The organism is Nocardia camponoti, assembly GCF_014646135.1.
GTDB classification, from domain to species: Bacteria; Actinomycetota; Actinomycetes; order Mycobacteriales; family Mycobacteriaceae; genus Nocardia; species Nocardia camponoti.
Genome location: NZ_BMMW01000005.1, coordinates 113437 through 135526, shown reverse-complemented (window position 1 = coordinate 135526; position 22090 = coordinate 113437). Strand labels below are relative to the sequence as shown.

Annotated in this window: 22 protein-coding genes; 9 read left to right on the top strand and 13 right to left on the bottom strand. The window is 66.3% G+C overall.

Annotated elements, in window-relative coordinates; all coding sequences use genetic code 11:
* Window positions 1-17: 17 nt before the first annotated feature.
* The 9 genes from IEX78_RS21675 to IEX78_RS21635 form a co-directional block, all read right to left on the bottom strand.
* The gene (locus IEX78_RS21675) at window positions 18-1004 is read right to left on the bottom strand and encodes an ROK family glucokinase (protein WP_188830878.1); all 987 of its coding nucleotides are present in this window, start codon (window positions 1002-1004) and stop codon (window positions 18-20) included.
* On the bottom strand, window positions 1001-1957 hold the full coding sequence (locus IEX78_RS21670; RefSeq protein ID WP_188830877.1) for a hypothetical protein: 957 nt from the start codon (window positions 1955-1957) through the stop codon (window positions 1001-1003). The genes IEX78_RS21675 and IEX78_RS21670 overlap by 4 nt, the downstream gene beginning before the upstream one ends.
* Window positions 1947-3197 (bottom strand): ArsA family ATPase, encoded by a 1251-nt coding sequence (locus IEX78_RS21665; RefSeq protein WP_188830954.1) that lies wholly within the window; start codon window positions 3195-3197, stop codon window positions 1947-1949. The genes IEX78_RS21670 and IEX78_RS21665 overlap by 11 nt, the downstream gene beginning before the upstream one ends.
* Window positions 3198-3223: 26 nt before the next feature.
* Entirely contained in the window at window positions 3224-3661 is a 438-nt protein-coding gene (locus IEX78_RS21660; protein WP_188830876.1) for an SRPBCC family protein, read from the bottom strand.
* Between the two features lie 18 nt (window positions 3662-3679).
* Window positions 3680-4051: a polyketide cyclase / dehydrase and lipid transport gene (locus tag IEX78_RS21655; protein ID WP_188830875.1), complete on the bottom strand. Its 372-nt coding sequence runs from the start codon at window positions 4049-4051 to the stop codon at window positions 3680-3682.
* Between the two features lie 34 nt (window positions 4052-4085).
* The gene (locus IEX78_RS21650; protein ID WP_188830874.1) at window positions 4086-5213 is read right to left on the bottom strand and encodes a glycosyltransferase family 4 protein; all 1128 of its coding nucleotides are present in this window, start codon (window positions 5211-5213) and stop codon (window positions 4086-4088) included.
* A gap of 9 nt (window positions 5214-5222) precedes the next feature.
* A complete protein-coding gene (locus IEX78_RS21645; protein ID WP_188830873.1) occupies window positions 5223-6203 on the bottom strand; it encodes a hypothetical protein in 981 nt (326 codons plus the stop codon).
* A 9-nt stretch (window positions 6204-6212) separates the two neighbouring features.
* A complete protein-coding gene (locus IEX78_RS21640) occupies window positions 6213-7265 on the bottom strand; it encodes an NlpC/P60 family protein (protein WP_188830872.1) in 1053 nt (350 codons plus the stop codon).
* A 132-nt stretch (window positions 7266-7397) separates the two neighbouring features.
* Window positions 7398-7991: a C40 family peptidase gene (locus IEX78_RS21635; protein WP_188830953.1), complete on the bottom strand. Its 594-nt coding sequence runs from the start codon at window positions 7989-7991 to the stop codon at window positions 7398-7400.
* A gap of 647 nt (window positions 7992-8638) precedes the next feature.
* Here IEX78_RS21635 and IEX78_RS21630 point away from each other — a divergent pair.
* From IEX78_RS21630 to IEX78_RS21615, 4 genes are all read left to right on the top strand, one after another.
* A complete protein-coding gene (locus tag IEX78_RS21630) occupies window positions 8639-9199 on the top strand; it encodes a tetratricopeptide repeat protein (protein WP_188830871.1) in 561 nt (186 codons plus the stop codon).
* Between the two features lie 88 nt (window positions 9200-9287).
* On the top strand, window positions 9288-11066 hold the full coding sequence (locus IEX78_RS21625) for a DEDD exonuclease domain-containing protein (protein ID WP_188830870.1): 1779 nt from the start codon (window positions 9288-9290) through the stop codon (window positions 11064-11066).
* Between the two features lie 17 nt (window positions 11067-11083).
* Window positions 11084-11359, top strand: a complete 276-nt coding sequence (locus IEX78_RS21620; RefSeq protein ID WP_188830869.1) for an Lrp/AsnC family transcriptional regulator — start codon at window positions 11084-11086, stop codon at window positions 11357-11359.
* Window positions 11360-11902 carry a phosphoribosylanthranilate isomerase gene (locus IEX78_RS21615; protein ID WP_188830868.1) on the top strand — a complete coding sequence of 181 codons (543 nt, stop codon included), beginning with the start codon at window positions 11360-11362 and terminating at the stop codon, window positions 11900-11902.
* 12 nt (window positions 11903-11914) lie between these two features.
* Here the strand turns inward: IEX78_RS21615 and trpD are convergent, their stop codons facing one another.
* Complete coding sequence (gene trpD, locus IEX78_RS21610; RefSeq protein WP_188830867.1) at window positions 11915-12976, bottom strand: anthranilate phosphoribosyltransferase; 1062 nt, start codon at window positions 12974-12976, stop codon at window positions 11915-11917.
* A gap of 64 nt (window positions 12977-13040) precedes the next feature.
* Window positions 13041-13442 (bottom strand): hypothetical protein, encoded by a 402-nt coding sequence (locus IEX78_RS21605; protein ID WP_188830866.1) that lies wholly within the window; start codon window positions 13440-13442, stop codon window positions 13041-13043.
* A 223-nt stretch (window positions 13443-13665) separates the two neighbouring features.
* On the opposite strand from IEX78_RS21605, the gene ctaE reads away from it, so the two are divergent.
* From ctaE to qcrB, 4 genes are all read left to right on the top strand, one after another.
* The gene (ctaE, locus tag IEX78_RS21600; protein ID WP_188830865.1) at window positions 13666-14277 is read left to right on the top strand and encodes an aa3-type cytochrome oxidase subunit III; all 612 of its coding nucleotides are present in this window, start codon (window positions 13666-13668) and stop codon (window positions 14275-14277) included.
* 61 nt (window positions 14278-14338) lie between these two features.
* Window positions 14339-15202 carry a cytochrome bc1 complex diheme cytochrome c subunit gene (gene qcrC / locus IEX78_RS21595; RefSeq protein WP_188830864.1) on the top strand — a complete coding sequence of 288 codons (864 nt, stop codon included), beginning with the start codon at window positions 14339-14341 and terminating at the stop codon, window positions 15200-15202.
* Window positions 15199-16338 carry a cytochrome bc1 complex Rieske iron-sulfur subunit gene (gene qcrA, locus IEX78_RS21590; RefSeq protein ID WP_188830863.1) on the top strand — a complete coding sequence of 380 codons (1140 nt, stop codon included), beginning with the start codon at window positions 15199-15201 and terminating at the stop codon, window positions 16336-16338. The genes qcrC and qcrA overlap by 4 nt, the downstream gene beginning before the upstream one ends.
* Window positions 16335-17966, top strand: a complete 1632-nt coding sequence (qcrB, locus tag IEX78_RS21585; protein ID WP_229684212.1) for a cytochrome bc1 complex cytochrome b subunit — start codon at window positions 16335-16337, stop codon at window positions 17964-17966. The genes qcrA and qcrB overlap by 4 nt, the downstream gene beginning before the upstream one ends.
* 73 nt (window positions 17967-18039) lie before the next feature.
* Here qcrB and IEX78_RS21580 read toward each other — a convergent pair whose 3' ends face one another.
* Entirely contained in the window at window positions 18040-18537 is a 498-nt protein-coding gene (locus IEX78_RS21580; protein WP_188830951.1) for a polyadenylate-specific 3'-exoribonuclease AS, read from the bottom strand.
* Between the two features lie 158 nt (window positions 18538-18695).
* Here IEX78_RS21580 and IEX78_RS21575 point away from each other — a divergent pair, with 158 nt between their 5' ends.
* On the top strand, window positions 18696-20081 hold the full coding sequence (locus IEX78_RS21575) for a class II 3-deoxy-7-phosphoheptulonate synthase (protein WP_188830862.1): 1386 nt from the start codon (window positions 18696-18698) through the stop codon (window positions 20079-20081).
* A gap of 63 nt (window positions 20082-20144) precedes the next feature.
* On the opposite strand, the gene pknB is transcribed toward IEX78_RS21575, so the two are convergent.
* A complete protein-coding gene (gene pknB / locus IEX78_RS21570) occupies window positions 20145-22046 on the bottom strand; it encodes a Stk1 family PASTA domain-containing Ser/Thr kinase (protein ID WP_188830950.1) in 1902 nt (633 codons plus the stop codon).
* Between the last annotated feature and the right edge of the window lie 44 nt (window positions 22047-22090).

The window sequence follows — 22090 nt, the reverse complement described above, 5'->3', positions numbered from 1 at the left end:
GCAGCTTGAGGTGACGCTCATCTCCCGTTGCCGGTCGCCACGTGTGTCACCGCGACCGAGCGTGCCAATTCGGCAGCGCCGATCATGCCAGCGGCCTCGCCCAACTGGGTGGTGCGCAGTCGGGCGAGTGGGCGGTGACCAGCGCCGGTGACCGAAGCGGCGTAGTGCTCGCGCGCCTCGTCGAGAAACAGTGGGGCCGAGGAACTTACGCCGCCCGCGATGACGATGAGGTCGGGGTCGAACAGGTCGCTCACGAAACCGAGGCCAAGGCCGAGCCAGCGAGCGAAGTCGGCGATCACGCGGGTAGCGAGCGGGTCGCCGTCCTGGGCAGCGCCCGCGACGCGGCGACCGGTGAGCGAGCCGGGATCTCGGATCACGTCGCGCGCGAGTACCGAGCGAACGGGGTCGGTCGCGAGCATTTCGATCGCGGTGTCGGCGAGGGCGGTACCGCTGCAATAGCGCTCCCAGCAGCCACGTTTGCCGCACGCGCACGCGCGCCCGTCGGGGACGACTTGCAGGTGACCGAGTTCGGGCGCGACGCCGTTGCTTCCTCGGTAGAGCTTGCCGTCGATCAACAGCGCGCCGCCGATGCCGGTACCGATCGCGACGAGGACCGCGTTGCGTGCACCGCTCGCCGCACCGAAGCGGTACTCGGCCCACGCTGCGGCGTTCGCGTCGTGTTCGAGGATGACTGGAAGGGCGAGTCGCGATGACAGACGTGCGGCGACCGGGGTGTCCTGCCAGGGCAGGTGCGGGGAGAACCGGACCGTCGACTGGTCAGCCGAGATGAGCCCCGCGACCGCGAGACCGACGGCAGCGATGTGGTGACGCGTGCTGAGCTCGCGTACTGAACGGGCGAGAGCGTCTTCCAAGGCGCGCGCCGAATGCGGGGTTGGCGCTTGCACGCTGTCGAGGACGTCGCCTTCGGCATCAACGACCGAAGCGCGAATGTTGGTGCCGCCCACGTCAATTCCGACGGTCAGCGGCGCGAGCCGACGAGTCATCCGCGAATCGTCACCGGAATGTCGACGTAGCGCCCGCGCGACGGCGTGAAGGTCGCTGGGTCTTCGGGGTGCACGCGCGGGGGGTGCGGGTGCTGCCCGTTGGCGTCGGCGGAATGCTTGTCGTAGGCGACATTGGGCGGCCGGATCGGCGTCGCGCGGATGGGGCCGTTGGGTTCGCGCTGGTCAGCCGATGGGCGATGGTCGGAGCTGGGAGCGCTCGCGGCCGGGCCGGTTGGCTGCGCATCGCGGGGGCTTCGCTGGTCGGCTTCGCGCGACCTTGGCTGGTCGGCGGGCGGACGGCCAGCTCGCTCAGTACCTCGCGCGGTGCGGCCCGACGACTTGCGCGAGCTGTCGGTTGCGCGCTGGCCGCGGGAGTTTTCTCGGGCGGACGAAGTGTTGGCAGCTGCGCCGTTGGGGTTTGGCGGCTGCGGGTCGTGCGTGCGGGCTGAGCTGTTTGCGGCGTAGGGCTGCGGGTCGTGCGTGCGGGCTGAGCCGTTCGCGGCGGAGGGCTGGGCGTCGCGTGCGCGAGCCGCGCGGGTTGCTCCCGCGTGGACCGAATCGCGGAACGTTGGCCGATTCGGGTTGGCCGCGCTTGCGGCATCGGGCATGGGGCCAAACTCCGAATCCTGTTGCGGCCCATCCCATTCCGGGGGCAGCAGCGGTTCTACCGGCACGCCAGCCAGGGCCTCGCGCAAGATCGTGACTACCGCGGTGCCGTGGTCGGCCAATGCCGCGACAACGTCGTGGTGTTCCCCGCGTACCAACGCCGCCGCCGCGCACACCGGGCACCATGCGCAGCCGCCCAATTCGGCGTCGCCGTCGGCGGCCGTGCGGCGCAGCACCGGTTCAACGCGGGCCAACAGCACCTCGGCAAGGAGCTTCAATTCGTCGGTGAACTCGGCGAAACCGTCGTGGTGGCCCCGGTTTTGGTCACTGCGGTGATCACTGCTCATGTGCGCTGGCCTTCGGGTAGTTCGGATCAGCTGGCCATACGTGCGGATCGGGCCGGAAGCGGACGACGAGATGGCCGTCGTCGAGTTCCGCGCCGGAAACCGTGCAGCGACGCAACACTGGTGCGAGCGCGACTCGTCTACGCACCCCGTCGACGCCCACGATCAGATCGTCCTCCACTCGGCCCAGCCGCAACGTACCCGGATCGACAGCGGGCATCCGCATACGCATCGCGTACACGGAGTCAACCCCCGACCCGGACTCCCATCGAACCATCGCGACCCCCGAGTCCGCTGCCTGAGTATTCGGCGGCATCGGCGTGTCGACGGCGTAAGAGAACGCGGTAAGCGACCCAACGCCCACCGGTTCCGCGCCCGCGTGGGCGGCGACGATGATTGGCACATCGTCGAGTTGCTCATGCAGTCGGGCAACAACTTCGAGCTGTTCGGCTCGCCGATTCAAGTACCAGTGCACGGCGGGATGGGCCGAATCGCCAGGTGGCGGCACCGCGGGAAGGACCTTGTTGACCACGACGGCAGCCAGTCGTAGGCCAAGCAGCGCGGCCGCCGAACGCACCCTGCGCGCTTCGGTGACGGCAACCTGCTCGGGTCCGGTGACCAGGCGCGCGCTGGTGCGTGCTCGGTCGGCGAGGAGGTCGCGCACCCGCGTGACCGACGACACAATTCGCTCAACCGAGGCCGCTAGCACAGCTTTTCGCAGATCCGTGCCGACGGCGCTCATCGCCCGGGCGTGTCGCGGCCACAGGCGCTCAAGGTAATTGAGCAGGGTTTCCGGCGCGGTGATGAGGCGAACCATGTCGGCCGACGGTGGACAGTCGACGATCACGACATCCCATTCGGCCTCGTCAACGTAGGCGGCGATTTCGATGAGCATCAACAGTTCCTGCACGCCAGGCAGACCGGTGAGCTCGGCGGGATCGAGCGAAGCGAGGTCGATGCCGTGGTTGTGATTGCCGCCTTTGGCGAGCAGCGACCGCACGTCGGCGAACCGATCTTCAAGCAGCGCAAGGGAATCGATCTCAATCACATCGACCCCAGGCGCGACGCGCGCGATGCCAGCGACAGTGCCCGGGTCGTGTGGGAAAACGAAACCCAGTGCGTCACCGAGGGAATGGGCCTGATCGAGCGAAGCGATGAGCACCCGACGACCCGCGCGCGCGTATCCGAGCGCGGTCGCGCACGCGAGGGTGGTTTTCCCGACTCCGCCTTTGCCGACGAACAGCTCAAGGGTGGTCGCGCGCGCGGCGTTCAGCCCTCGACTCGCTTCTTGAGTTCGGTCAATGCCGTATCGGTGATGACCTTCTCGGCTTTGCGTTTGAACATGCCGATCATCGGGATATTCAGGTCGACGGTGAGTTCATAAATCACCTCGGTGCCGCCGTCGGGCTGTTCGACCAGTTCGTAACTGCCGTCCTGCGCCTTCTGCAAATCGCCCGAAGAGAGTTGCCAACTGACCGCGCGCCCGTCGGGCCGCCACGAGTACTCCAACACGTAGGTGTCTTTGACAACGCCCGCGTCGAGCACGAACCGGGCTTTGGTCGCGCGGCCCGCAGCATCGGCATCGAGCACCTCAACCGACTTCGCCGCCGCGACCCACTCCGGGTAGGTCGACAAGTCGGCGATGACCGCCATCACCTGCTCAGGGCGTGCGGCGATGACGATCGAGCGCTTAGTCCGGTCGGCCATGACGAGAAAGCCTCTCAGTTAGGGGGCTACGCCCGCAGGACGACCGGCCTCAAGCTGCGCTTTGAGTTCGAAGGCCATCTTTTTCCCCGCGACGCGACGAGCACGGTTCGCCGCGAGCAGCGGCCGTTGCTCAAGTGCTGCGCGCGGTTCGGCGTGGATGAAGTAGTGCATGATCGCGCCGTCGAGCGCGGGTTCGAGCCACACTTCCATCGTGCCGGTCAGCCCGCCCGCGACCGTCCAGCGAATGCCTTTGTCGCCCCGGTCTTCTCGCACGGTAAGCCGCAAATCGGGCCACCAGTGCCGCCACCGATTGGGCGAATTGAGCGCGTCGGCGATCGCGGCGGGAGGCACGGCGAGGAAAGTCTGGTCGGCGACCTGGATACTGCTCACCTGGCTGAGCGTATCCGACACCACTGACGAGGTGTCATCGCAGTAGTTCGCGCAGCCGAGCACCCTGGCGATCCCAATGCCACTCGCGCTCGACCCACTCGCGCCCGGCCGCACCCATCTGCGCGGCAAGCTCGCGATCGGTGAGCAACTCGACGAGCGCGTCGGCGATCTGGGAGACCGAACGACCATGCACGACCAGGCCCGTCTCGCCTTCGCGGACCGTTTCGGGCGCACCGCCGGAACTGCCAGCGACCACCGGAACGCCCGTCGCGGACGCTTCGAGGTAGACGATGCCGAGCCCTTCGACGTCGAGACCAGCGCCGCGCGTGCGGCATGGCATCGCGAACACGTCGGCGATGGTGTGGTGGGCGGCCAATTCGCCCGACGGGACGCGGCCGATAAATCGCACGTACCGGTTCACGCCAATCGACTCAGCGAGCGCGCGCAGGCGGTTTTCATACGGGCCGCCGCCAGCGATGACCAGCACCGCGTCGTCGACGCGCTTGGCCACCTCGGCCATCGCGACGATGAGCATGTCCTGGCCCTTGCGCGGCACGAGTCGCGACAGGCACAGCACGGTTGGGCGGTCGCCAAGGTGGTAGCGGGCGCGCAGTTCGGCGCGGGCGGCCGGGTCGGGACGGAACTCGTCGGGGTTCACGCCCGGCGGGAGATGTTCGAGGGCGGCATCGGGGCCGAACGCGGCGGCGAAACGACCGCGCGTGTACTTGCTGACGTAGGTGACAACGTCGGTGTGCTCGCCGATCTGCCGCAACACCTGACGCGAACCGGGCAGCATCGACCACCCGACCTCGTGACCGTGTGTGCTCGCGAGAATGCGCTCAGCGCCCGCGCGCCGCAGCACCGGCGACATCGCCGCGAGCGGTGCGGCAGCACCAAACCAGACGGTGTCGAGGTCGCGGTCGCGCAGCAACGCGGTCGCCTGCTTGATCACCGCTGGTGACGGCAACATCAGCGTTGTCGAATGGCGAACCACTTCGAACTTCTGCGCCGCATCGAACTTCTCATGACTGTCGCCACGCCACTTCGGGGCGTAAACGACCAGGTCGTCGGGGGGCAGCTGGCCAGCGAGCGCGTGCAGGTAAGACTGGATGCCACCGGGCCGAGGTGGAAAATCGTTGGTGACAAGCAGAGTTCGGGCCATAAGTACAACCTAACTGGTCGCGCGACCGCGAAGCCACGCGCGCCAACCATCGAGAAGCTCGGGGCGAGTGGCTTTCAGGACCGCGTCAAAGGCGCGGTCGGTTGTCGCCGCTGACTGCGGTCCGCCAGCGAGGTCGCGATACAGCGCGGTGAGGCTCGCCTGGCCGTATCGCTCGCCAACAAACGCGCAGAAACTCCACGCGGCCTCATACGCGTACGCGGCTTCGGGGCCGGTGAATTCGGCGTCGGTCGCGAGGTCGGCGGGGGTTTGGCCCGCGCGCAGGCGTGTGGTGAGCGAAGGGGCGACCTGGGAGAACGTGGCCGACTGGCCGTGCTGGGCGACGTAGTCGGCGTAGCCCTCGACCAGCCACAGCGGTGCGCCGTCGAGCGTGCGTTCGCGGGTCGCGACGTGGGTGAGTTCGTGGCGCAGCAGCGTCGCGAGGCCGTCATCGCCGACGCGGCGACGGGCTTCGGGGTTGAAAATAATGCGCTGATCAGTGGGTTTGCTGCCCGGGACGTAGGAACCGGTGAGCGAAACCGCAGCCACGTCGGGGGTCACGTCCGCGCCTGCGGCACGGGTGAGCGCGGTGAACTCGGTGACGTCGCCGGCCACGATGATCGTTGGCGCGCGGTTCCATTCGACGCCCCACACCGCGTCGACGGCGGCCGTCGCGGGCGCTAACGCCTGAGCGAGCGAGTCGAGGTCGGCGCGCTGTCCGGGGTGGGCGACGACGAGCGCGCGGCCGGTCGCGCCAGCTTCGCGCACGAGAATCGGCCCGTAGGGCTGCACATCACGACGCACCGCGGCGAGGTTGGGATTCGCCAATTCGGTTGTCGCGTCGAGTACGTCGGCCTGGTCGGCGGTTAACTGCGGCGGTGAGGTGAGCCGAGGGACGAGCACCAGCGCGACGCACGCACTAGAGAGCAGCGCGACCGAGCAGAAGACGAGGAAGAATTCGAGGCGACCGTTCGCCGAGAACCAGGAACGCACCGCACGTACTCAGTATCGCCGCGCGGAGTGGTACGGGGTGGTGCTAATCGGAGCGACCGCGACCGGGACACCAAAAGTGCTGGCGTGCACCATCATTCCGTTGCCCGCGTAAATACCAACGTGGGAGATATCGGAATAGAAAAGGACGACGTCGCCGGGTTGCAGATCATCTTTTGACACGGGCGTACCATATGTCGCCTGCTGCGAGCTGGTGCGAGGGACGTCCTTGCCGACCTGTTTGAAGGCCCATTGGACAAGGCCGGAGCAGTCGAACTTGTCGGGACCTGTCGCGCCCCACACATACGGATCGCCGATGCGGGTGAGCGCGGCGGCGAGCGCGCTTGTTCCGCTGCCGGGCAGGAGATCTTTGAGCAGACTGTCGCGGTCGAAGCCGGGCGGGAACGGTGAACCTGCGAGAGTGGCCTTGTCGTGCGCCGACAGCGCGCCCCATGCTTCGACCACCTGCGTAATCGAACCGCTGAGAACCGTTTGTTTGCGACTCACGTCGGCGCGGACGGTTTCGGCCGCCGCCGTCGCGGCCTTCGCCTTGTCGTCTGCGGCCTTCGCTGACGCCTCGGCGGCACTTGCCGCATCGGCCGCTTTTTTGAATGCGCGGACGGTGTCGGCGGTTTGCTGCGACAGCACGTCGAGGGTCGACATCTTGTCGACCAACTGCTGCGGAGAATGACTCGACAGCACGGCGAACATGGAATTGGTTCGCGCGCCGGTGTATTGGGCGATGACCGTGCGATCGATCATCGGCTGGTAGCGCCGCACCTCAGCTTGCGCCGCCGCGACAGTCGCGCTCGCTGCGGCGAGCGCGTCGTCGGCGACATGCTGGGCGGTGAGCTTGGCATCAAGATCAGCTTGGGCGGTGAGCGCCTGCTGATTGAGCTGCTCGGATTCGCGTGACATCTCGACCATCCGCGAAATCGCGTCGCTCGCCGTTGTCGGCAACGCGACCGGATCGGCGGCGGACGGGCCAGCCACACACGCAACACACACGATGACCGCAGCGGAAAGACTCGCGGCTATTCCGCGCTTGCGGTGGTGTGCGATCACAGTGGCCGTGCCCCGTTCTCTAGAAGGTCTCGATCAGGTTACGGTCCCACGTGGAAGGTGTCCAGTAGGGCTCGATCCAGTCACGATGCGCCCTTCCCCGAATGAGTGACGCATCGTGGACCCTGGGCGTGCTTAGTAGCGACGCGCGCCCGCGAACGGCATCGACGAGATCGGTGCGAGCTGGACGGGCGAACCGGCGGTCGACGCGTGGACGACGTTGCCGTCACCGGCGTAGAGGCCCGAGTGGCCGCCGCCGTAGAACGACACCATGTCGCCGGGCTGGAGGTTGTCGAGCGAGACCGGGGTGCCAGCGCTGAGCTGAGCGCCGCTGGTGCGCGGCACGTCGACACCGGCCTGGGCGTATGCCCACTGCACGAGACCCGAGCAGTCGAAAGCGTCCGGGCCAGCGGCACCGTAGACGTAGGGGGCACCGATCTTGCTGAGCGCGGCGTTGAGCGCGACGTCGGCGAGGCTGGCGCGCGGCGCGGTGAACGCTTGGGGCTCCCACGGCGCGGGGGCGCTTGCCGCGCCGCCGATCTCGACGCCAGGCACGTTCTGCGGCAGCGGGATCTCGTTGGGCACCTCGAAGGAGCCAACGCCGGGGATGGTGACGGGCGTTGCCGACGCGGGGGCGGCGGGGAGAAGGAACGCGCCGACGGTGGCAGCTCCGACAGCTCCGGCGGCAACTGCGCGCTGCGCCTGACGCTTGAGGTTGTTGGTCGCCATGATGTGCGTACTTCCAATCTGCCTCACGACGCTCCATCCGAATGATGGGGCGGACTGATCGCGCCGATCCGATGAGGCTGGACCGGCGAACTCCGTGAGGTCTCGAAAAGGTTACGAAGACGTCACGGTGGTTTGTAAAGTCGGACAAGCGTCCGTGACGGGTCATCGACCATTCGGGTGGGAATTGGGTGCGAGCTGCGTCACACCAATTACGAAACGATAACGAGCGACGGTGATCAGGACGATTTTCCGATCCCGGTCAGCGTGCGTTCGCGATCACTTTTCTCCTGGGCGTTTTGGGTGAAGTGCCTGGTCTGGCGGGTTGTTGGTTTTCGCGGGGCGCGCGAGTCATTTCGGTCGGCGTGTCCGGCGCGTCGCGATCATGCGACGGCTTTACAGCGTCAAACCGAGGTTGACGAATTCACGCGAAGATATGCGCGGAGAAATAAACTGTGACACCGGTCTCAATTGATAATGATCTTGACCAATTTGTTCGCCCCAGAACGAAACACTCACCCCGAACGCTGTGCACCGAACCCGACGCCCGCTGTTTACCCGCAGGTTGCCTACAAGATCATTCCGACGGCGGAAACCGTTGTGCCCGTTTAGGGTACGGTCGAACGTTGCGCTAAACGAGGGGAAACACGGTGGTTGCTCACGACGAATCATCTGTCGAGGTGGTGGTAGCGAACGCATTGCGGGCGCACGAAACCGGAACGAGGCGTCAAGCCATCGCCGCGATCAATGCCGCGCTCGACCTCGCACCTGACCGCCCTGACCTGCACGTCGCGCATGCGCGCGCACTCTGGGACGGGGCTGGTGAGTTCACGCCGTATGCCACGTCGGGGCGTGGTTACGAGGGCCGACGCGCTCTCGAAACCGCGCTCGCGCTCGACCCGAACCACCCGCAAGCGCACTTCTTGCTTGGCTGGGCCGCGGTGCAAGGCCGCGAGTGGGGTGCGGCGCGACGCCACCTGACAATGGCCGCTGAACACGATCCGAGCTACTCGGCTGGCGTCGATGAACTGCTCGCGCAGGTGCCCAAGTCCGGCACGCCCACGCGAGCAACCGGGAACCACCTATCGCGCGCGCTTGGCGCGCCACCGGTACGCAAACCGTTCTGGCGTCCGCTCGGCACCTTGGTGCTTTCGATCCTCGTGGTTGTCTTCGTCGGTGATGTCGTCATCGACTGGCTCGTCGGCAATTAGCCGTGCGCTAGCCGGAGGCTGGCGAAGCTGGCGGAGTTTGTCGTAGTTTGTCGAAGCTTGTCGTACCCCTTCTCTACGCTGCCCGACCGTGCCCGATCTCGACCCCGCCGCCGTTGTCTCACGACAGTTGGCCTTCGACGAACTCGATACCCCGCTATACGACACCACCTTTGTCGTCGTCGACCTCGAGACCACGGGCACGAGTCCCGACAAGGACGCCATTACCGAGATCGGGGCCGTCAAAGTTCGGGGTGGGGAAGTGCTTGGGGAGTTTGCGACGCTCGTGAATCCCGGGCGTGCGATTCCGCCTTACATCGTGCGGATCACCGGGATCACCGAGTTGATGGTCTACGAGGCACCGCGCATTGATGAGGTGTTGCCCGCGTTTCTCGAGTTCGCTGAAGGGGCCGTGCTTGTCGCGCATAACGCGCGGTTCGACACCGCGTTCTTGAAAGCTGCTGCGGCACAACAGGATTACGCGTGGCCGAATCCGCGCGTGCTGTGCACGGTGAAACTGGCGCGACGCGTACTGACCCGCGACGAAGCGCCGTCGGCCAAACTCGGCGTGCTCGCGCGGGTGCTTGGCGCGACCGTCACGCCCAACCACCGCGCACTCGACGACGCCCGCGCCACCGTCGACGTGCTGCACGCGCTCATCGCCCGCGTCGGCAACCAAGGCGTGCACAGCCTCACCGAGTTACTCGACTATCTGCCCGCCGTCACGTCGACTCAACGCGCGAAACGCACCCTCGCGTCGGACCTCCCGACCACCCCCGGCGTTTACCTCTTCCGTGGGCCCGCCGACGAGGCCCTATATATAGGCACGGCAGTGAACCTCCGGCGACGCGTTCGCACCTACTTCACCGGCTCGGAAACGCGCGGTCGGATGAAGCACATGGTCGCGCTCGCCGAACGCGTCGACCACGTGGAATGCGCGCACGGACTCGAAGCGGGCGTGCGCGAACTCAGGCTCATCGCCGCCCACACCCCGCGCTTCAACCGTCGCTCGAAATTCCCGGAAAAACAGTGGTGGCTCACCATCACCGACGAGGCGTTTCCCCGGCTGATCGTGACGCGCAAACCCCGTCGCGTTTCGATGGGCCCGTTCCAACACAAGGGCGCGGCAATGGAAATGGGCGAGGTGATCGCCGAGATCGCGGCCATCCGCACCTGCAAACCGCGCATCGCCGCTGACGGCAAACACACCTGCTCGCCGTCGGCGGTCGGCGGTTGCTACGCGGCCAACCTCGGCGAAGGCGTCGACGCTGCCGGTTACGCGCCCGCTGTCGCGACCGTGCGCGACCTGTTCCTCGGCCACTCCGACGAACTGATCGAGAAAATGCTCGCCCGCATCGACGACTACGTCGCCGCCGAATTCTTCGAATCGGCATCACGCATGCGCGACCGCATCGCCGGACTGTTGCGCGTGCTCGAACGCGGGCAGCGGTGGTCGTCGCTCGCGCGCATCGAAGAACTCATCGCCGCCCAACCGGACGGCGCTGGCGGCTGGGAACTCGCCGTGATCCGCTACGGGCGACTCGCCGCCGCCGGGGTCGCGAAGAAAGGCGTCGCGCCGATGCCGATCGTCGACCAGCTGATCGCGGCCGCCGAAACGGTGATTCCCGACCTCGGCGACGGCACCGACACCGACGACCTCGCGCGCGTTCCGCCGCTGCTTGGCGCGTCGATCGACGAGGTCGCGGTGATCACGCGCTGGCTGCGCAAACCCGGTACGCGCATCGTCAAGACAACGCACGGCTACGCCGAACCGCGCCTCGGCGCTGGCCGTCGTCGCGCGTGGGTTGACCTGGTCGAAGCCGCCATCGCCGCGCACACCGCCCCGCGCCGCTACCTCGCGCACGATTAAGCGACCATAATTGCCCCATGATTACCGCGATCGTGCTGATCTCCGCCGACAACAGTCGCATCCCCGAAACCGCGAAGGCCCTTGCCGACACCCCCGGCGTCGCTGAGGTGTACTCCTGCGCTGGCGATGTCGACCTCATCGCCATCGTCCGGGTGCGCGACCACGAACAGATCGCCGAAGTGGTCACGAGCGGAATCGACAAGGTTGAAGGCGTCCTGCGGACTACCACCCACATCGCGTTCCGGTCCTACTCCAGCTCGGACGTCGAAGCCGGCTTCTCGCTGGGGGAGTAGATGACCTTCACGAAAGTCTGCGGGCTCACGACCGAGGAACAGATCGACTGGGCCGTCGAGCTTGGCTACGACGCGATCGGGGTGGTTGGCACCGCCAAGAGCAAGCGGTACCGCGAACCCGCTCGCGCGCGTGAACTCGCGAATTACGCTCGCGCGCAAGGGATTACGAGCTTCCTCGTCGCCTTTACCGAGGATGAGGTCGCCGACGCGGTCGACGCGTTCGACGTCGCGCAGCTATATCAGTGGTCGCCACGGGCCAACCTGGCGTACGCGTCATCGACCCCGCCCGAACCCGGCCAAGAGTCGTCCTACTTCTTTTACGACGCCAGCGCCGGGTCGGGGGTGTTCGAGGAATTCCCGGAATGGGTGCGAACGGTGCCTGGTCGCCTTGTGCTTGCTGGCGGGCTGTCGGCCGACAACGTGGGCGCGTTGATTACCGAATACGCGCCCTACGGTGTCGACGTCTCAAGCTCGGTGGAAATCGCGCCGGGCGTGAAGAGCCGCGATGCGATGGAACGCTTCAAGGCCGCGACCGAACGTTAGCGCGACCCTCCTCTACTTCTCGCCCAACGTCTGGGTCAGTTCCGCCCAGTTGGCCAGCAGTTTCGCTGCCGCGCCGCTGTCGATCGCGGCGGCGGCGCGGTCGATCGCGGCCAGCAGTGCGGCGTCGAGGTCGGCGTCGACGTCGCCAATGCCGCGCGAAAGGTCGTAGGCAACCAAGGCTGCCGCCGAGTTCAGCACGACCGCGTCGCGCACCGCACCGGCGTCGCCCGCGAACACCGCGTTCGCGACGCGCGCGTTCTCGGCCGCGTCGCCACCGCGCAGTTCGTCAAGTGACACGCGCGCGATGCCGAGGGCGGTCGGGTCGATGACGGTCTGGCGCACCTTCCCACCAGCGACAACCCACACATCGGTCACGTCCGAGGTCGTGATTTCGTCTAGCCCGTCGCGCCCACGAACCACAAGCGCGCCAGCACCGCGTTCGGCGAACACGCCAGCGAGCGCGGGCACGAGGTCGGTGAACGCGCACCCGACGAGCGCGGCGCGCGGCTGGGCCGGATTAGTAAGCGGCCCAAGCACATTGAAGACCGTCGGAATGCCGATCTCCTTGCGTGCCGGTCCGGCGAAGCGCAACCCCGAATGGAACATCGGCGCGAAACAGAACCCGATGCCCGCCTCCGCGACCGACCGCGCGACCGAATCTGGCCCCAGCGCCAACTTCACGCCAAGCGCCTCAAGCACGTCCGCGCCACCGGCCTTTGACGAGGCGGCGCGGTTGCCATGCTTGACCACGGGCGCGCCCGCGGCCGCGACGACAACCGACGACATCGTCGAGATGTTCACCGACCCCGACCGGTCACCGCCGGTGCCGACGATGTCGACAGCATCGCCGTCGATGGTGACCTTCGGCGCGCGCGCCAACATGCCAGCGACAAGCCCGGCGAGTTCGGTTGGCGTCGGGCCCTTGATCTTCATCGCGACCCCGAATGCCGCGATCTGGGCGGGCGTCGCGTTGTCGCTGAAGATTTCCTCGATCACCCAGGTGGTGTCGTCCGCGGCCAAGTCGCCACCATCGGCGAGGGTTCCCAACACTTGGGGCCAGCTGCGCACGCTCATTCGCTTAGCTTCTTTCCTTCGACACGCCGTCGCGGACGCGACCGGTTTCGCTCGATAAAGCAGCTTAATGGGCGCCGCGCGGCGGTTGCATCGCATCCCAACCGAGCGCGGTGCCGTCGTGCCGCGCGGCCAGCCCGGCCATGCGCGACCGTTCCTGCGAACAGGAAAGCGGATCGAGCACCTGTACGCGCTGCAAGATCAGCCCGTCGTCGGTCGACGCGCCGCGCGTGTATCCGTCGTAGCCGGCAATCTCGACCGCCGCGTCGGTCTGTGCCGCGGGCAGGCGCAGATGATGCCGCAGCAGCGCGGGCGCGTCGCGGTCGAGTTCGTCGGACCGGTCAAGCACGCTCGAACACGACTCAACATCGTCGAAACTCGAAACAACGATCACCAAATCAGTGCGATCCGGGTCAAGCGCCTCGGTGCGCTCGCCGAAAAATCGCCGCCACATTCGCGAAACGACCATGTCCGCTCTCCTGTCCTCAGCTTTTCCACATCCAACGCTGTCACAATCGAGCAGCGAGCGTCGCGCTTGAGCTGACCAGCCAAGATCATCGGGTCCTCCCAAATCGGTGCCAACACGCCGACACCGGCAGGCAGACCCCCTCTGTACCTGGCATTTCCGATTCGCGGCACAAACTTTCGTACCCGGGTACAGCTGTCGTACTACGAAGAGTCATACTTACCCCGTGACGACCGCAGTAGGCACCCCAGGATCGGCCATTACTCAGCGTGTGCATTCGCTGAACCGGCCCAACATGGTCAGCGTCGGAACCATCATCTGGCTGTCGAGCGAGCTGATGTTCTTCGCCGGCCTGTTCGCCATGTACTTCGTTGCTCGTGCGCAGGCGCATGGGCACTGGCCCCCGGAGCCGACCGAGCTCAATCTCGGTCTGGCAGTTCCGGTGACGGCCGTGCTTGTCGCCTCCTCGTTCACTTGCCAGATGGGTGTGTTCGCCGCTGAGCGTGGCGACGTGTTCGGCCTGCGTCGCTGGTACACGATCACCCTGTTCATGGGCGCGTTCTTCGTCGCTGGCCAGGGCTACGAGTACTACCACCTGGTCCACGAGGGCACGTCGATCTCTTCCAGCGCCTACGGCTCGGTCTTCTACATCACCACCGGCTTCCACGGCCTGCACGTGATCGGCGGTCTGATCGCGTTCGTGTTCTTGCTCGTTCGCACCAAGCTCAGCAAGTTCACCCCGGCCCAGGCCACCGCGGCGATCGTGGTGTCGTACTACTGGCACTTCGTTGACATCGTCTGGATCGCGCTGTTCGCGACGATCTACTTCATCCGCTAGGTCGCTGGGCCCGCGCACAGCATTCGTACAAGTCGGTTCCGTCTACTCCAAAGGGACACAGATGAGTTCATCTCCCCCGTCGGCCCCCGAGCCAGCAGGTCTCGGCAATGGCCAGGCTGCCAAGATGCGTAAGCAGCGCCGCGTTCGTCGTCGTGTCGCCAGTGGTCTCGCGTTGCTGATCGGTCTGGTCGGAGCCGGCTTCTTGGCCACCGCACTCACCCCCCAGGCTCAGGTCGCGACAGCGCATGAGGACCAAGCGGCGCTGATTCGCGAAGGCAAGCAGCTTTACGACACCTCCTGCATCACCTGCCACGGTGCGAACCTCCAGGGTGTGCCCGACCGTGGCCCGACGCTGATCGGCGTCGGCGAGGCGGCCGTGTACTTCCAGGTGTCGTCGGGTCGTATGCCCATGGCCGCCAACGGCGCTCAGGCCGTCCGCAAGCCCGCCAAGTTCGACGAGCACCAGACCGACGCACTCGGCGCGTACGTCGCCGCTAACGGCGGTGGCCCGTCGGTCGTGCGTGACGCCAACGGCGAAATCGCCCAGGGCTCGCTGCGTGGCGACGACGTCGCGCGCGGTTCGGAACTGTTCCGCATGAACTGCGCGTCGTGCCACAACTTCACCGGTCGCGGTGGCGCGCTGTCGGGCGGCAAGTTCGCCCCGCCGCTTGAGCCCGCCAGCGAGCAGCAGATTTACGACGCGATGCTCACCGGCCCGCAGAACATGCCTAAGTTCTCCGACCGGCAGCTTTCGCCCGAAGAGAAGCGCGACATCGTCGCCTACGTCAAGAACTCCGCCGAGGAGAAGTCTCCCGGCGGTTGGGATCTGGGCGGATTCGGTCCGGCGACCGAAGGACTCGCGATCTGGGTCATCGGCATCACCGCTGTTGTGGGTGCCGCTATCTGGATCGGATCCCGCTCATGAGTGGACAGGAGCACAGCGACATGGGTCGCGAACCCACCGAGGCCGAACTGGACTCGATGAGCACTGAGCAGCTCGCCGCGCTCGGCGTGAAGCTCGACGACGTCGACGTCGTCTACCGCCAGCAGCGCTGGCCGGTGCCGGGCACCCGCGCGGAGAAGCGTGCTGAGCGCGCTGTCGCGTTCTGGTTCGCCCTCTCCGGCATCTTCGGTGCCGCGCTGATCGGCGTGTTCCTGTTTTGGCCGTGGGAGTGGAAGGGTGTCGGCGACTCGGGCCAGACCCGCTACGCGCTGTTCACCCCGCTGATCGGTGTCACCTTCGGTATCGCGGTGCTCGTCATCGGTATCGCGGTCGTGCTGATCCGTAAGAAGTTCATCCCCGCTGAGATCTCGATCCAGCAGCGTCACGACGGCCCGTCCGACGAGGTCGCCCGCAAGACGCTTGTCGCCGAACTCACCGAGGCGCTCGACGAGTCGACCCTGGGTCGTCGCAAGATGATCCTCGGCACCGCCGGCGCTGGCGTTGGTGTGCTCGGCATCGGTTCGGCGCTGGTCTTCATCGGTGGCATGGTCAAGAACCCGTGGGCCAAGGGCGATAAGTCGGACCTGTGGGTTTCGGGCTGGACCCCGGACTACCCCGGCGAGACCATCTACATCCGTCGCGACACCGGTCGCCCCGAGGACGTCGTCCTCGTGCGGCCCGAGGATCTCGATGCCGGTGGCATGGAAACCGTGTTCCCGTGGAAGGAAAAGTGGCGCGGCGACTCCCACGCCACCCTCCAGTCGCTGCGCGGTATCCGCAACGCGGTCATGCTGATTCGTCTGCGCACCGCCGATGCGGAAAAAGCCATCAAGCGTAAGGGCCAGGAGAGCTTCAACTTCGGCGACTACTTCGCCTACTCGAAGATCTGCACCCACCTCGGTTGCCCCACTTCGCTTTTCGAGCAGCAGACCAACCGAATCCTGTGCCCGTGCCACCAGTCGCAGTTCTCGGCGACCGAGTGGGGCAAGCCGGTCTTCGGTCCGGCCGCCCGCGCACTGCCTCAGCTGCCGATCACCGTCAACTCCGAGGGCTTCCTGGTCGCTAACGGCGACTTCATCGAGCCGCTCGGCCCGGCCTTCTGGGAGCGTCGTTCATGAGCGTGGCAAACGTCCTGGGCAACCAGGCAAACGAGATGGACGAGCGGTACCGCGCCGCCGCGTTCGTGAAGCGGTCGATCAACAAGGTCTTCCCGACCCACTGGTCGTTCCTGCTTGGTGAGATCGCGCTGTACGCGTTCATCATCCTGCTGCTGTCGGGTGTGTACCTGACGCTGTTCTTCGATCCGTCGATGGCACACGTCGTGTACGACGGCGCGTACCAGCCGCTGCGTGGTGTCACCATGTCGCGTGCGTACGAGACCGCGCTCAACATCTCCTTCGAGGTGCGTGGCGGTCTGTTCGTCCGACAGATTCACCACTGGGCAGCGCTGCTGTTCGCGGCGTCGATCATCATCCACCTGTTCCGCATCTTCTTCACCGGCGCGTTCCGCAAGCCGCGTGAAGCGAACTGGGTGATCGGCTCGCTGCTGCTGATTCTGGCGATGTTCGAAGGCTTCTTCGGTTACTCGCTTCCCGACGACCTCCTGTCGGGTACGGGTCTGCGCGCCGCGTTCTCGGGCATCGTGATCGGTGTTCCGGTCGTCGGTACCTGGATTCACTGGCTGATGTTCGCTGGCGACTTCCCCGGCGACATCATCATCCCGCGTCTCTACGTCGCGCACGTGCTGTTGATGCCGGGCATCATCCTGGCGCTGATCGGCGCGCACGTCGCGCTGGTCTGGTACCAGAAGCACACACAGTTCCCCGGCCCGGCCCGCACCGAGAACAACGTTGTCGGCGCGCGCATCATCCCGGTGTTCGCCGCTGACCAGGGCGCGTTCTTCGCGTTCACCCTCGGCATCGTCGGCATCATGGGTGGCGTGCTCCAGATCAACCCGATCTGGAACCTTGGCCCGTACAACCCGTCGCAGGTTTCGGCCGGTTCGCAGCCTGACTTCTACATGATGTGGACCGACGGCATGGCGCGTTTGATGCCGCCGTGGGAGCTCTACCTGGGCAATTACACGGTTCCCGCCGTGTTCTGGGTCGCGCTCGTGATGGGCCTGGTCTTCACGCTGCTGATCGCCTACCCGTGGATCGAGAAGCGCCTCACCGGCGACACATCGGCGCACCACAACCTGCTGCAGCGTCCGCGCGACGTGCCAGTGCGTACCGCCATCGGCGCGATGGCCATCGCGTTCTACGTGGTGCTCACGCTGTCGTGTGTCAACGACATCATCTCGTTGAAGTTCGACATTTCGCTGAACGCGACCACCTGGTTCGGTCGTATCGGTGTGCTGCTGCTGCCGCCGATCGCGTACTTCGTGACCTACCGCTTCTGCATTGGTCTGCAGCGCAGCGACCGCGCTGTGCTTGAGCACGGCATCGAAACCGGTGTCATCAAGCGTCTCCCGCACGGCGAGTACATCGAGGTCCACCAGCCGCTTGGTGGCGTCGACTCGCACGGCCACGCGGTGCCGCTCGAGTACCAGGGCGCGCACGTGCCGAAGAAGATGAACAAGCTGGGTTCGGCGGGCTCGCCGGGCACCGGCAGCTTCTTGCGGGCCGACCCGAAGGCTGAGGGCGACACCTGGGCTGAGATCGAGGAGGACGAGGAGCACAAGATGCTCACCGTGCTCGCCGAGCAGCAGGCGATCGCGAACAGCAGTGAGCCGTTCGGCCACTGAGCTGTTGAGTAAGTAAGGCGAAGGCCCCGAATCGAATTCGATTCGGGGCCTTCGCTTTTGGTGTTCTCGCGGGTTAAAGGCGGGGGGTGCGGCGGTGGGTTTCTATTGCCTCGAACTTCGCCAAGTTGTGGCGGGCGTCGGCTAACGCGTCGTGCGCGTCTTCCGGGGCCGGGGGCAGCGGTGGGTTGCCGTGCGCTGCCCAGTGTTGGCGTAGCTCGTTGGTGTAGCGGGGCAGGTCGCGGGGGAGGGCGGTCATCGAACCCCACAACTGGCACAGCGCGACGTGGTCGTACGCGGCGACCCACGCCCACAGCTCCGGTTCGACGCCAGGACGCGGGAGGAAGAACTTCAGCAGGTCATCGCGGATTTGCGCGCGACTGCGATACAGCGGCGAACTCGGCGGCGGCAGCTTCGGCAGCACGTTCTTGCGCACCCACGGACCGGCTTTGCTCGCGTCGAATTCGGTTGACACCGCGTAATATTCGCGGCCGTCCTCACACGCGACGCCGATCGAGATCAGATCGATCGTCTTCCCGTCCTCAACGAATTCGGTGTCGTAAAAATATCGCAGGGAGATCGCCTCTTCGTGCGGGTGAGCCCTAGCTCACGGATGGACTTCGACCTTATTCCGCCCGCGGGCGATCCGCGCGCAGGGGTGGGTGGTTGGCAGGTCGGGGTCAGCCTCACCGCGAGTGCGCCCTGCTCGGCGGGGGTCCGTATTCTTGATGGGTGACCTGGACCGTCGACGTACCCATTGACCGCCTGCCGGAACTGCCGCCGCTGCCTGCCGAGCTGCGTGCCCGTCTCGACGCCGCGCTTGCCCGTGAGGCATTGCAGCAGCCGTCGTGGGACGCCGACCAGGCCGCGAGCATGCGCACCGTGCTCGAAAGTGTGCCGCCCATCTGCCTGCCCGCCGAGGTGGAAGACCTCAAGACGCAGCTCGCCGCCGTCGCGCGGGGTGAGGCGTTCCTGATGCAGGGCGGCGACTGCGCCGAAACGTTCGCCGACAACACCGAGCCGCACATTCGCGGCAACATCCGCACGTTGCTGCAGATGGCCGTCGTGCTCACCTACGGTGCGTCGATGCCGGTGGTGAAGGTCGCGCGCATCGCCGGTCAGTACGCGAAGCCGCGTTCGGCCGACACCGACGCGCTCGGGCTCAAGTCCTACCGCGGTGACATGGTGAACTCGATCGTCGCTGATGAGGCGTTGCGGCAGCATGATCCGTCGCGCCTGGTTCGGGCTTACGCCAACGCGTCGGCGGCGATGAACCTGGTGCGCGCGCTCACCAGCGCGGGCACCGCGGATTTGCATCGTCTCCACGATTGGAACCGCGACTTCGTCGCGCAGTCGCCCGCTGGCGCGCGCTACGAAACCCTCGCTGAGGAAATCGACAAGGGGCTGCGGTTCATGGCCGCCTGTCAGGTCAACGACCCCAGCCTCAAGACCGCGCGGATTTACGCTTCGCACGAGGCGCTTGTGCTGGACTACGAGCGGGCGATGCTGCGGCTGTCGGAGTCCGACAGTGGCGAGCCGCTGCTCTATGACCTGTCGGCGCACTTCCTGTGGATCGGGGAACGTACGCGGCAGTTGGACGGCGCTCACATCGCGTTCGCCGAACTGCTCGCGAACCCGATCGGGCTCAAGATCGGCCCGACGACCACGCCTGAGCAGGCGGTTGAGTACGTTGAGCGGCTTGATCCGAACAACGAGCCTGGCCGGTTGACGCTGGTCGCGCGCATGGGCAACGGCAAGGTCCGCGACGTGCTGCCTGGGATCATCGAGAAGGTCCAAGCCACCGGTCACCAGGTGATCTGGCAGTGCGACCCGATGCACGGCAACACCCACGAGTCGTCGACGGGCTTCAAGACCCGCCACTTCGACCGCATCGTCGACGAGGTCCAAGGCTTCTTCGAGGTGCATCACGCGCTGGGCACGCACCCGGGCGGCCTGCACATCGAACTCACCGGCGAGAACGTCACCGAGTGCCTTGGCGGCGCGCAGGACATCTCAGACCTGGACCTTGAGGACCGCTACGAGACAGCGTGCGACCCGCGACTCAACACCCAGCAGTCGCTGGAACTGTCGTTCCTCGTCGCGGAGATGCTGCGCTGAGTCCTAGCGAGCAGGCTTCTCGGGCTTAGCCGGTTTCTCCGGCTTGTCGGGGGCGCCTGCTCTTCAAGGCAAGGCGGTCAGCGAAACGACGCTTCCCGCCTCCACATTCGTTCCGAAGCCGGGCAGCTGACCGATCACGATGGAACTGTCGGAGTCGGTCAGCGACTTCACTTCGACGCGCAACCCCAACTGTTGAAGTTTCGCGCGGGCGTTTCCTACGCTGCTGCCCATCACGTTCGGCACCTTGACCGCGTTGGAGACAAGCAAGGCCACGCTGTCGCCCGATTGCAGGGTGGTGCCGACGGGCGGGTCGGTTGCGATGGCGCGGTCGTGCTCGACATCCTTGTCGAATTGCACGCGGGTTTCGCGGACGGTCAGGCCAGCCGCGGTCAGGGCCTTCGCGGCGTCTTCGGCCGACTTTCCTTTCACGTCAGGCACATTCACCGGTTGCGAGCCCTTGCTGCGGTACACCTTCACCTGCGCGCCGCCGGGGAGGACGGTGCCCGGAGCTGGGTCGACCTTCGCCAGGCTGCCCTTCGGGGCCGTGCTCGCGGCTTCGCCCGCGTCGATGGGTTGCAGGCCCATGTCGCGGATGGCCTGGTTCACCGACGCGAGGGTGTCGCCCGGTTTCACTTCTGGCACACGGGGTTTGCCGCTTGAGATGAGCACGGCGACCGTGGAACCCTTGGTCACGCGCGCGCCTGCCGACGGGTCGGTGCCGACAACGCCGCCCATCGGGACGGTGTCGGACGCCTTCTGGCGTAGGGCGGTTTCGAAGCCAGCCTCTTGCAGTCGCGTAACGGCGACCTGGCTGTCAACGCCCGCGATCGCCGGGACCGCCGTGTAACGCCCAACGCCAAGCCACCACCCGCCAATGCCGACGAGCAACGTGAGCGCGGTAACGATGCCGACCCACATCAAACCTGTTCTACGCGAAGCGGTTTCGGGGGTCGGATGGTGGTATTCCTCGGGCCGTGGACGCTGCGCGGTGACCACGCGTGTGTGCTGCGGCGGGTGTGGCGCGGCCGGTCGCGCGACGGGCAGGTGTGTGGTTGCGAGATGCGCCGAGCCAGCCGCGACCGGTTCAGCGACCGGAAACCGCATCGACTGGTGCTCGGCCGAATCCTGCGGTGCGGGAACGCGATACGGCGGCAGGTTCAACCGCATCGCGATCGACTGCAGTTCGGCGGCCATCTCGTTGGCGTCGGCGAAGCGCGCCTGCGGATCGCGGGCGGTTGCCTTGGCGACGAGCGCGTCGAATTCCGGCGGCACCCCTTCGATGAAGCGGCTGGGCGGCGGAACGTCGTTCTCGACGCGCTGGTACGCGACCGAAAGCGAGTTGTCGCCGGTGAAGGGGACCTGCCCGGTGAGCAGTTCGAAGATCAGCAAGCCGAACGAGTACACGTCGCTGCGGGCGTCGGCGGTGCCGGTGGTGACCTGCTCCGGCGACAGGTACGCGGCCGTGCCGAGGATCACACTCGCCGACGTGGTGTTGGCCGCCGCGACCGCGCGAACGAGCCCGAAATCGGCGATTTTCACCTCGCCCGCGTCGGAGATGAGCACGTTCTCGGGCTTGATATCGCGGTGGACGAGCCCAGCGTCGTGGGCGGTGCCGATCGCGCGCAACACCGGCTCAGCGACAGCGCGCACGGCATGCGGTGGCATTGGACCACGTTCGCGCAGCAGCTCACGCAACGTGCCGCCTTCCACCAATTCCATGATGAGGAACGGGTATTCGCGATCAACGCCCTGGTCATACACCGCGACAAGCGACGGATGCTTCAGCTTCGCCACCGCCCGCGCTTCGAATTCGAAACGGCTCAAGAACTGGGGGTCGCTCGCGAACTTGGGGTCCATCACCTTGATGGCGACTGGCCGGTCAAGGCGCGTGTCGGTGCCTCGGAACACCATCGACATTCCGCCGCGCGCGATCGGCGCGTCGATGCGATAGCGCCCTTCCAGCATCTGGCCGATCAATGCAGGTCCTCCGACAGCGTAGGTGCCACTCC

What these genes read in the sequence shown, in the direction of transcription:
- IEX78_RS21675 (WP_188830878.1), bottom strand. Translation starts at nt 1,004, where the DNA reads ATGACTCGTCGGCTCGCGCCGCTGACCGTCGGAATTGACGTGGGCGGC.
- IEX78_RS21670 (WP_188830877.1), bottom strand. Translation starts at nt 1,957, where the DNA reads ATGAGCAGTGATCACCGCAGTGACCAAAACCGGGGCCACCACGACGGT.
- IEX78_RS21660 (WP_188830876.1), bottom strand. Translation starts at nt 3,661, where the DNA reads ATGGCCGACCGGACTAAGCGCTCGATCGTCATCGCCGCACGCCCTGAG.
- IEX78_RS21650 (WP_188830874.1), bottom strand. Translation starts at nt 5,213, where the DNA reads ATGGCCCGAACTCTGCTTGTCACCAACGATTTTCCACCTCGGCCCGGT.
- IEX78_RS21635 (WP_188830953.1), bottom strand. Translation starts at nt 7,991, where the DNA reads ATGGCGACCAACAACCTCAAGCGTCAGGCGCAGCGCGCAGTTGCCGCC.
- IEX78_RS21620 (WP_188830869.1), top strand. Translation starts at nt 11,084, where the DNA reads ATGATTACCGCGATCGTGCTGATCTCCGCCGACAACAGTCGCATCCCC.
- IEX78_RS21615 (WP_188830868.1), top strand. Translation starts at nt 11,360, where the DNA reads ATGACCTTCACGAAAGTCTGCGGGCTCACGACCGAGGAACAGATCGAC.
- trpD (WP_188830867.1), bottom strand. Translation starts at nt 12,976, where the DNA reads ATGAGCGTGCGCAGCTGGCCCCAAGTGTTGGGAACCCTCGCCGATGGT.
- IEX78_RS21605 (WP_188830866.1), bottom strand. Translation starts at nt 13,442, where the DNA reads ATGGTCGTTTCGCGAATGTGGCGGCGATTTTTCGGCGAGCGCACCGAG.
- qcrC (WP_188830864.1), top strand. Translation starts at nt 14,339, where the DNA reads ATGAGTTCATCTCCCCCGTCGGCCCCCGAGCCAGCAGGTCTCGGCAAT.
- qcrA (WP_188830863.1), top strand. Translation starts at nt 15,199, where the DNA reads ATGAGTGGACAGGAGCACAGCGACATGGGTCGCGAACCCACCGAGGCC.
- qcrB (WP_229684212.1), top strand. Translation starts at nt 16,335, where the DNA reads ATGAGCGTGGCAAACGTCCTGGGCAACCAGGCAAACGAGATGGACGAG.
- pknB (WP_188830950.1), bottom strand. Translation starts at nt 22,046, where the DNA reads ATGCTGGAAGGGCGCTATCGCATCGACGCGCCGATCGCGCGCGGCGGA.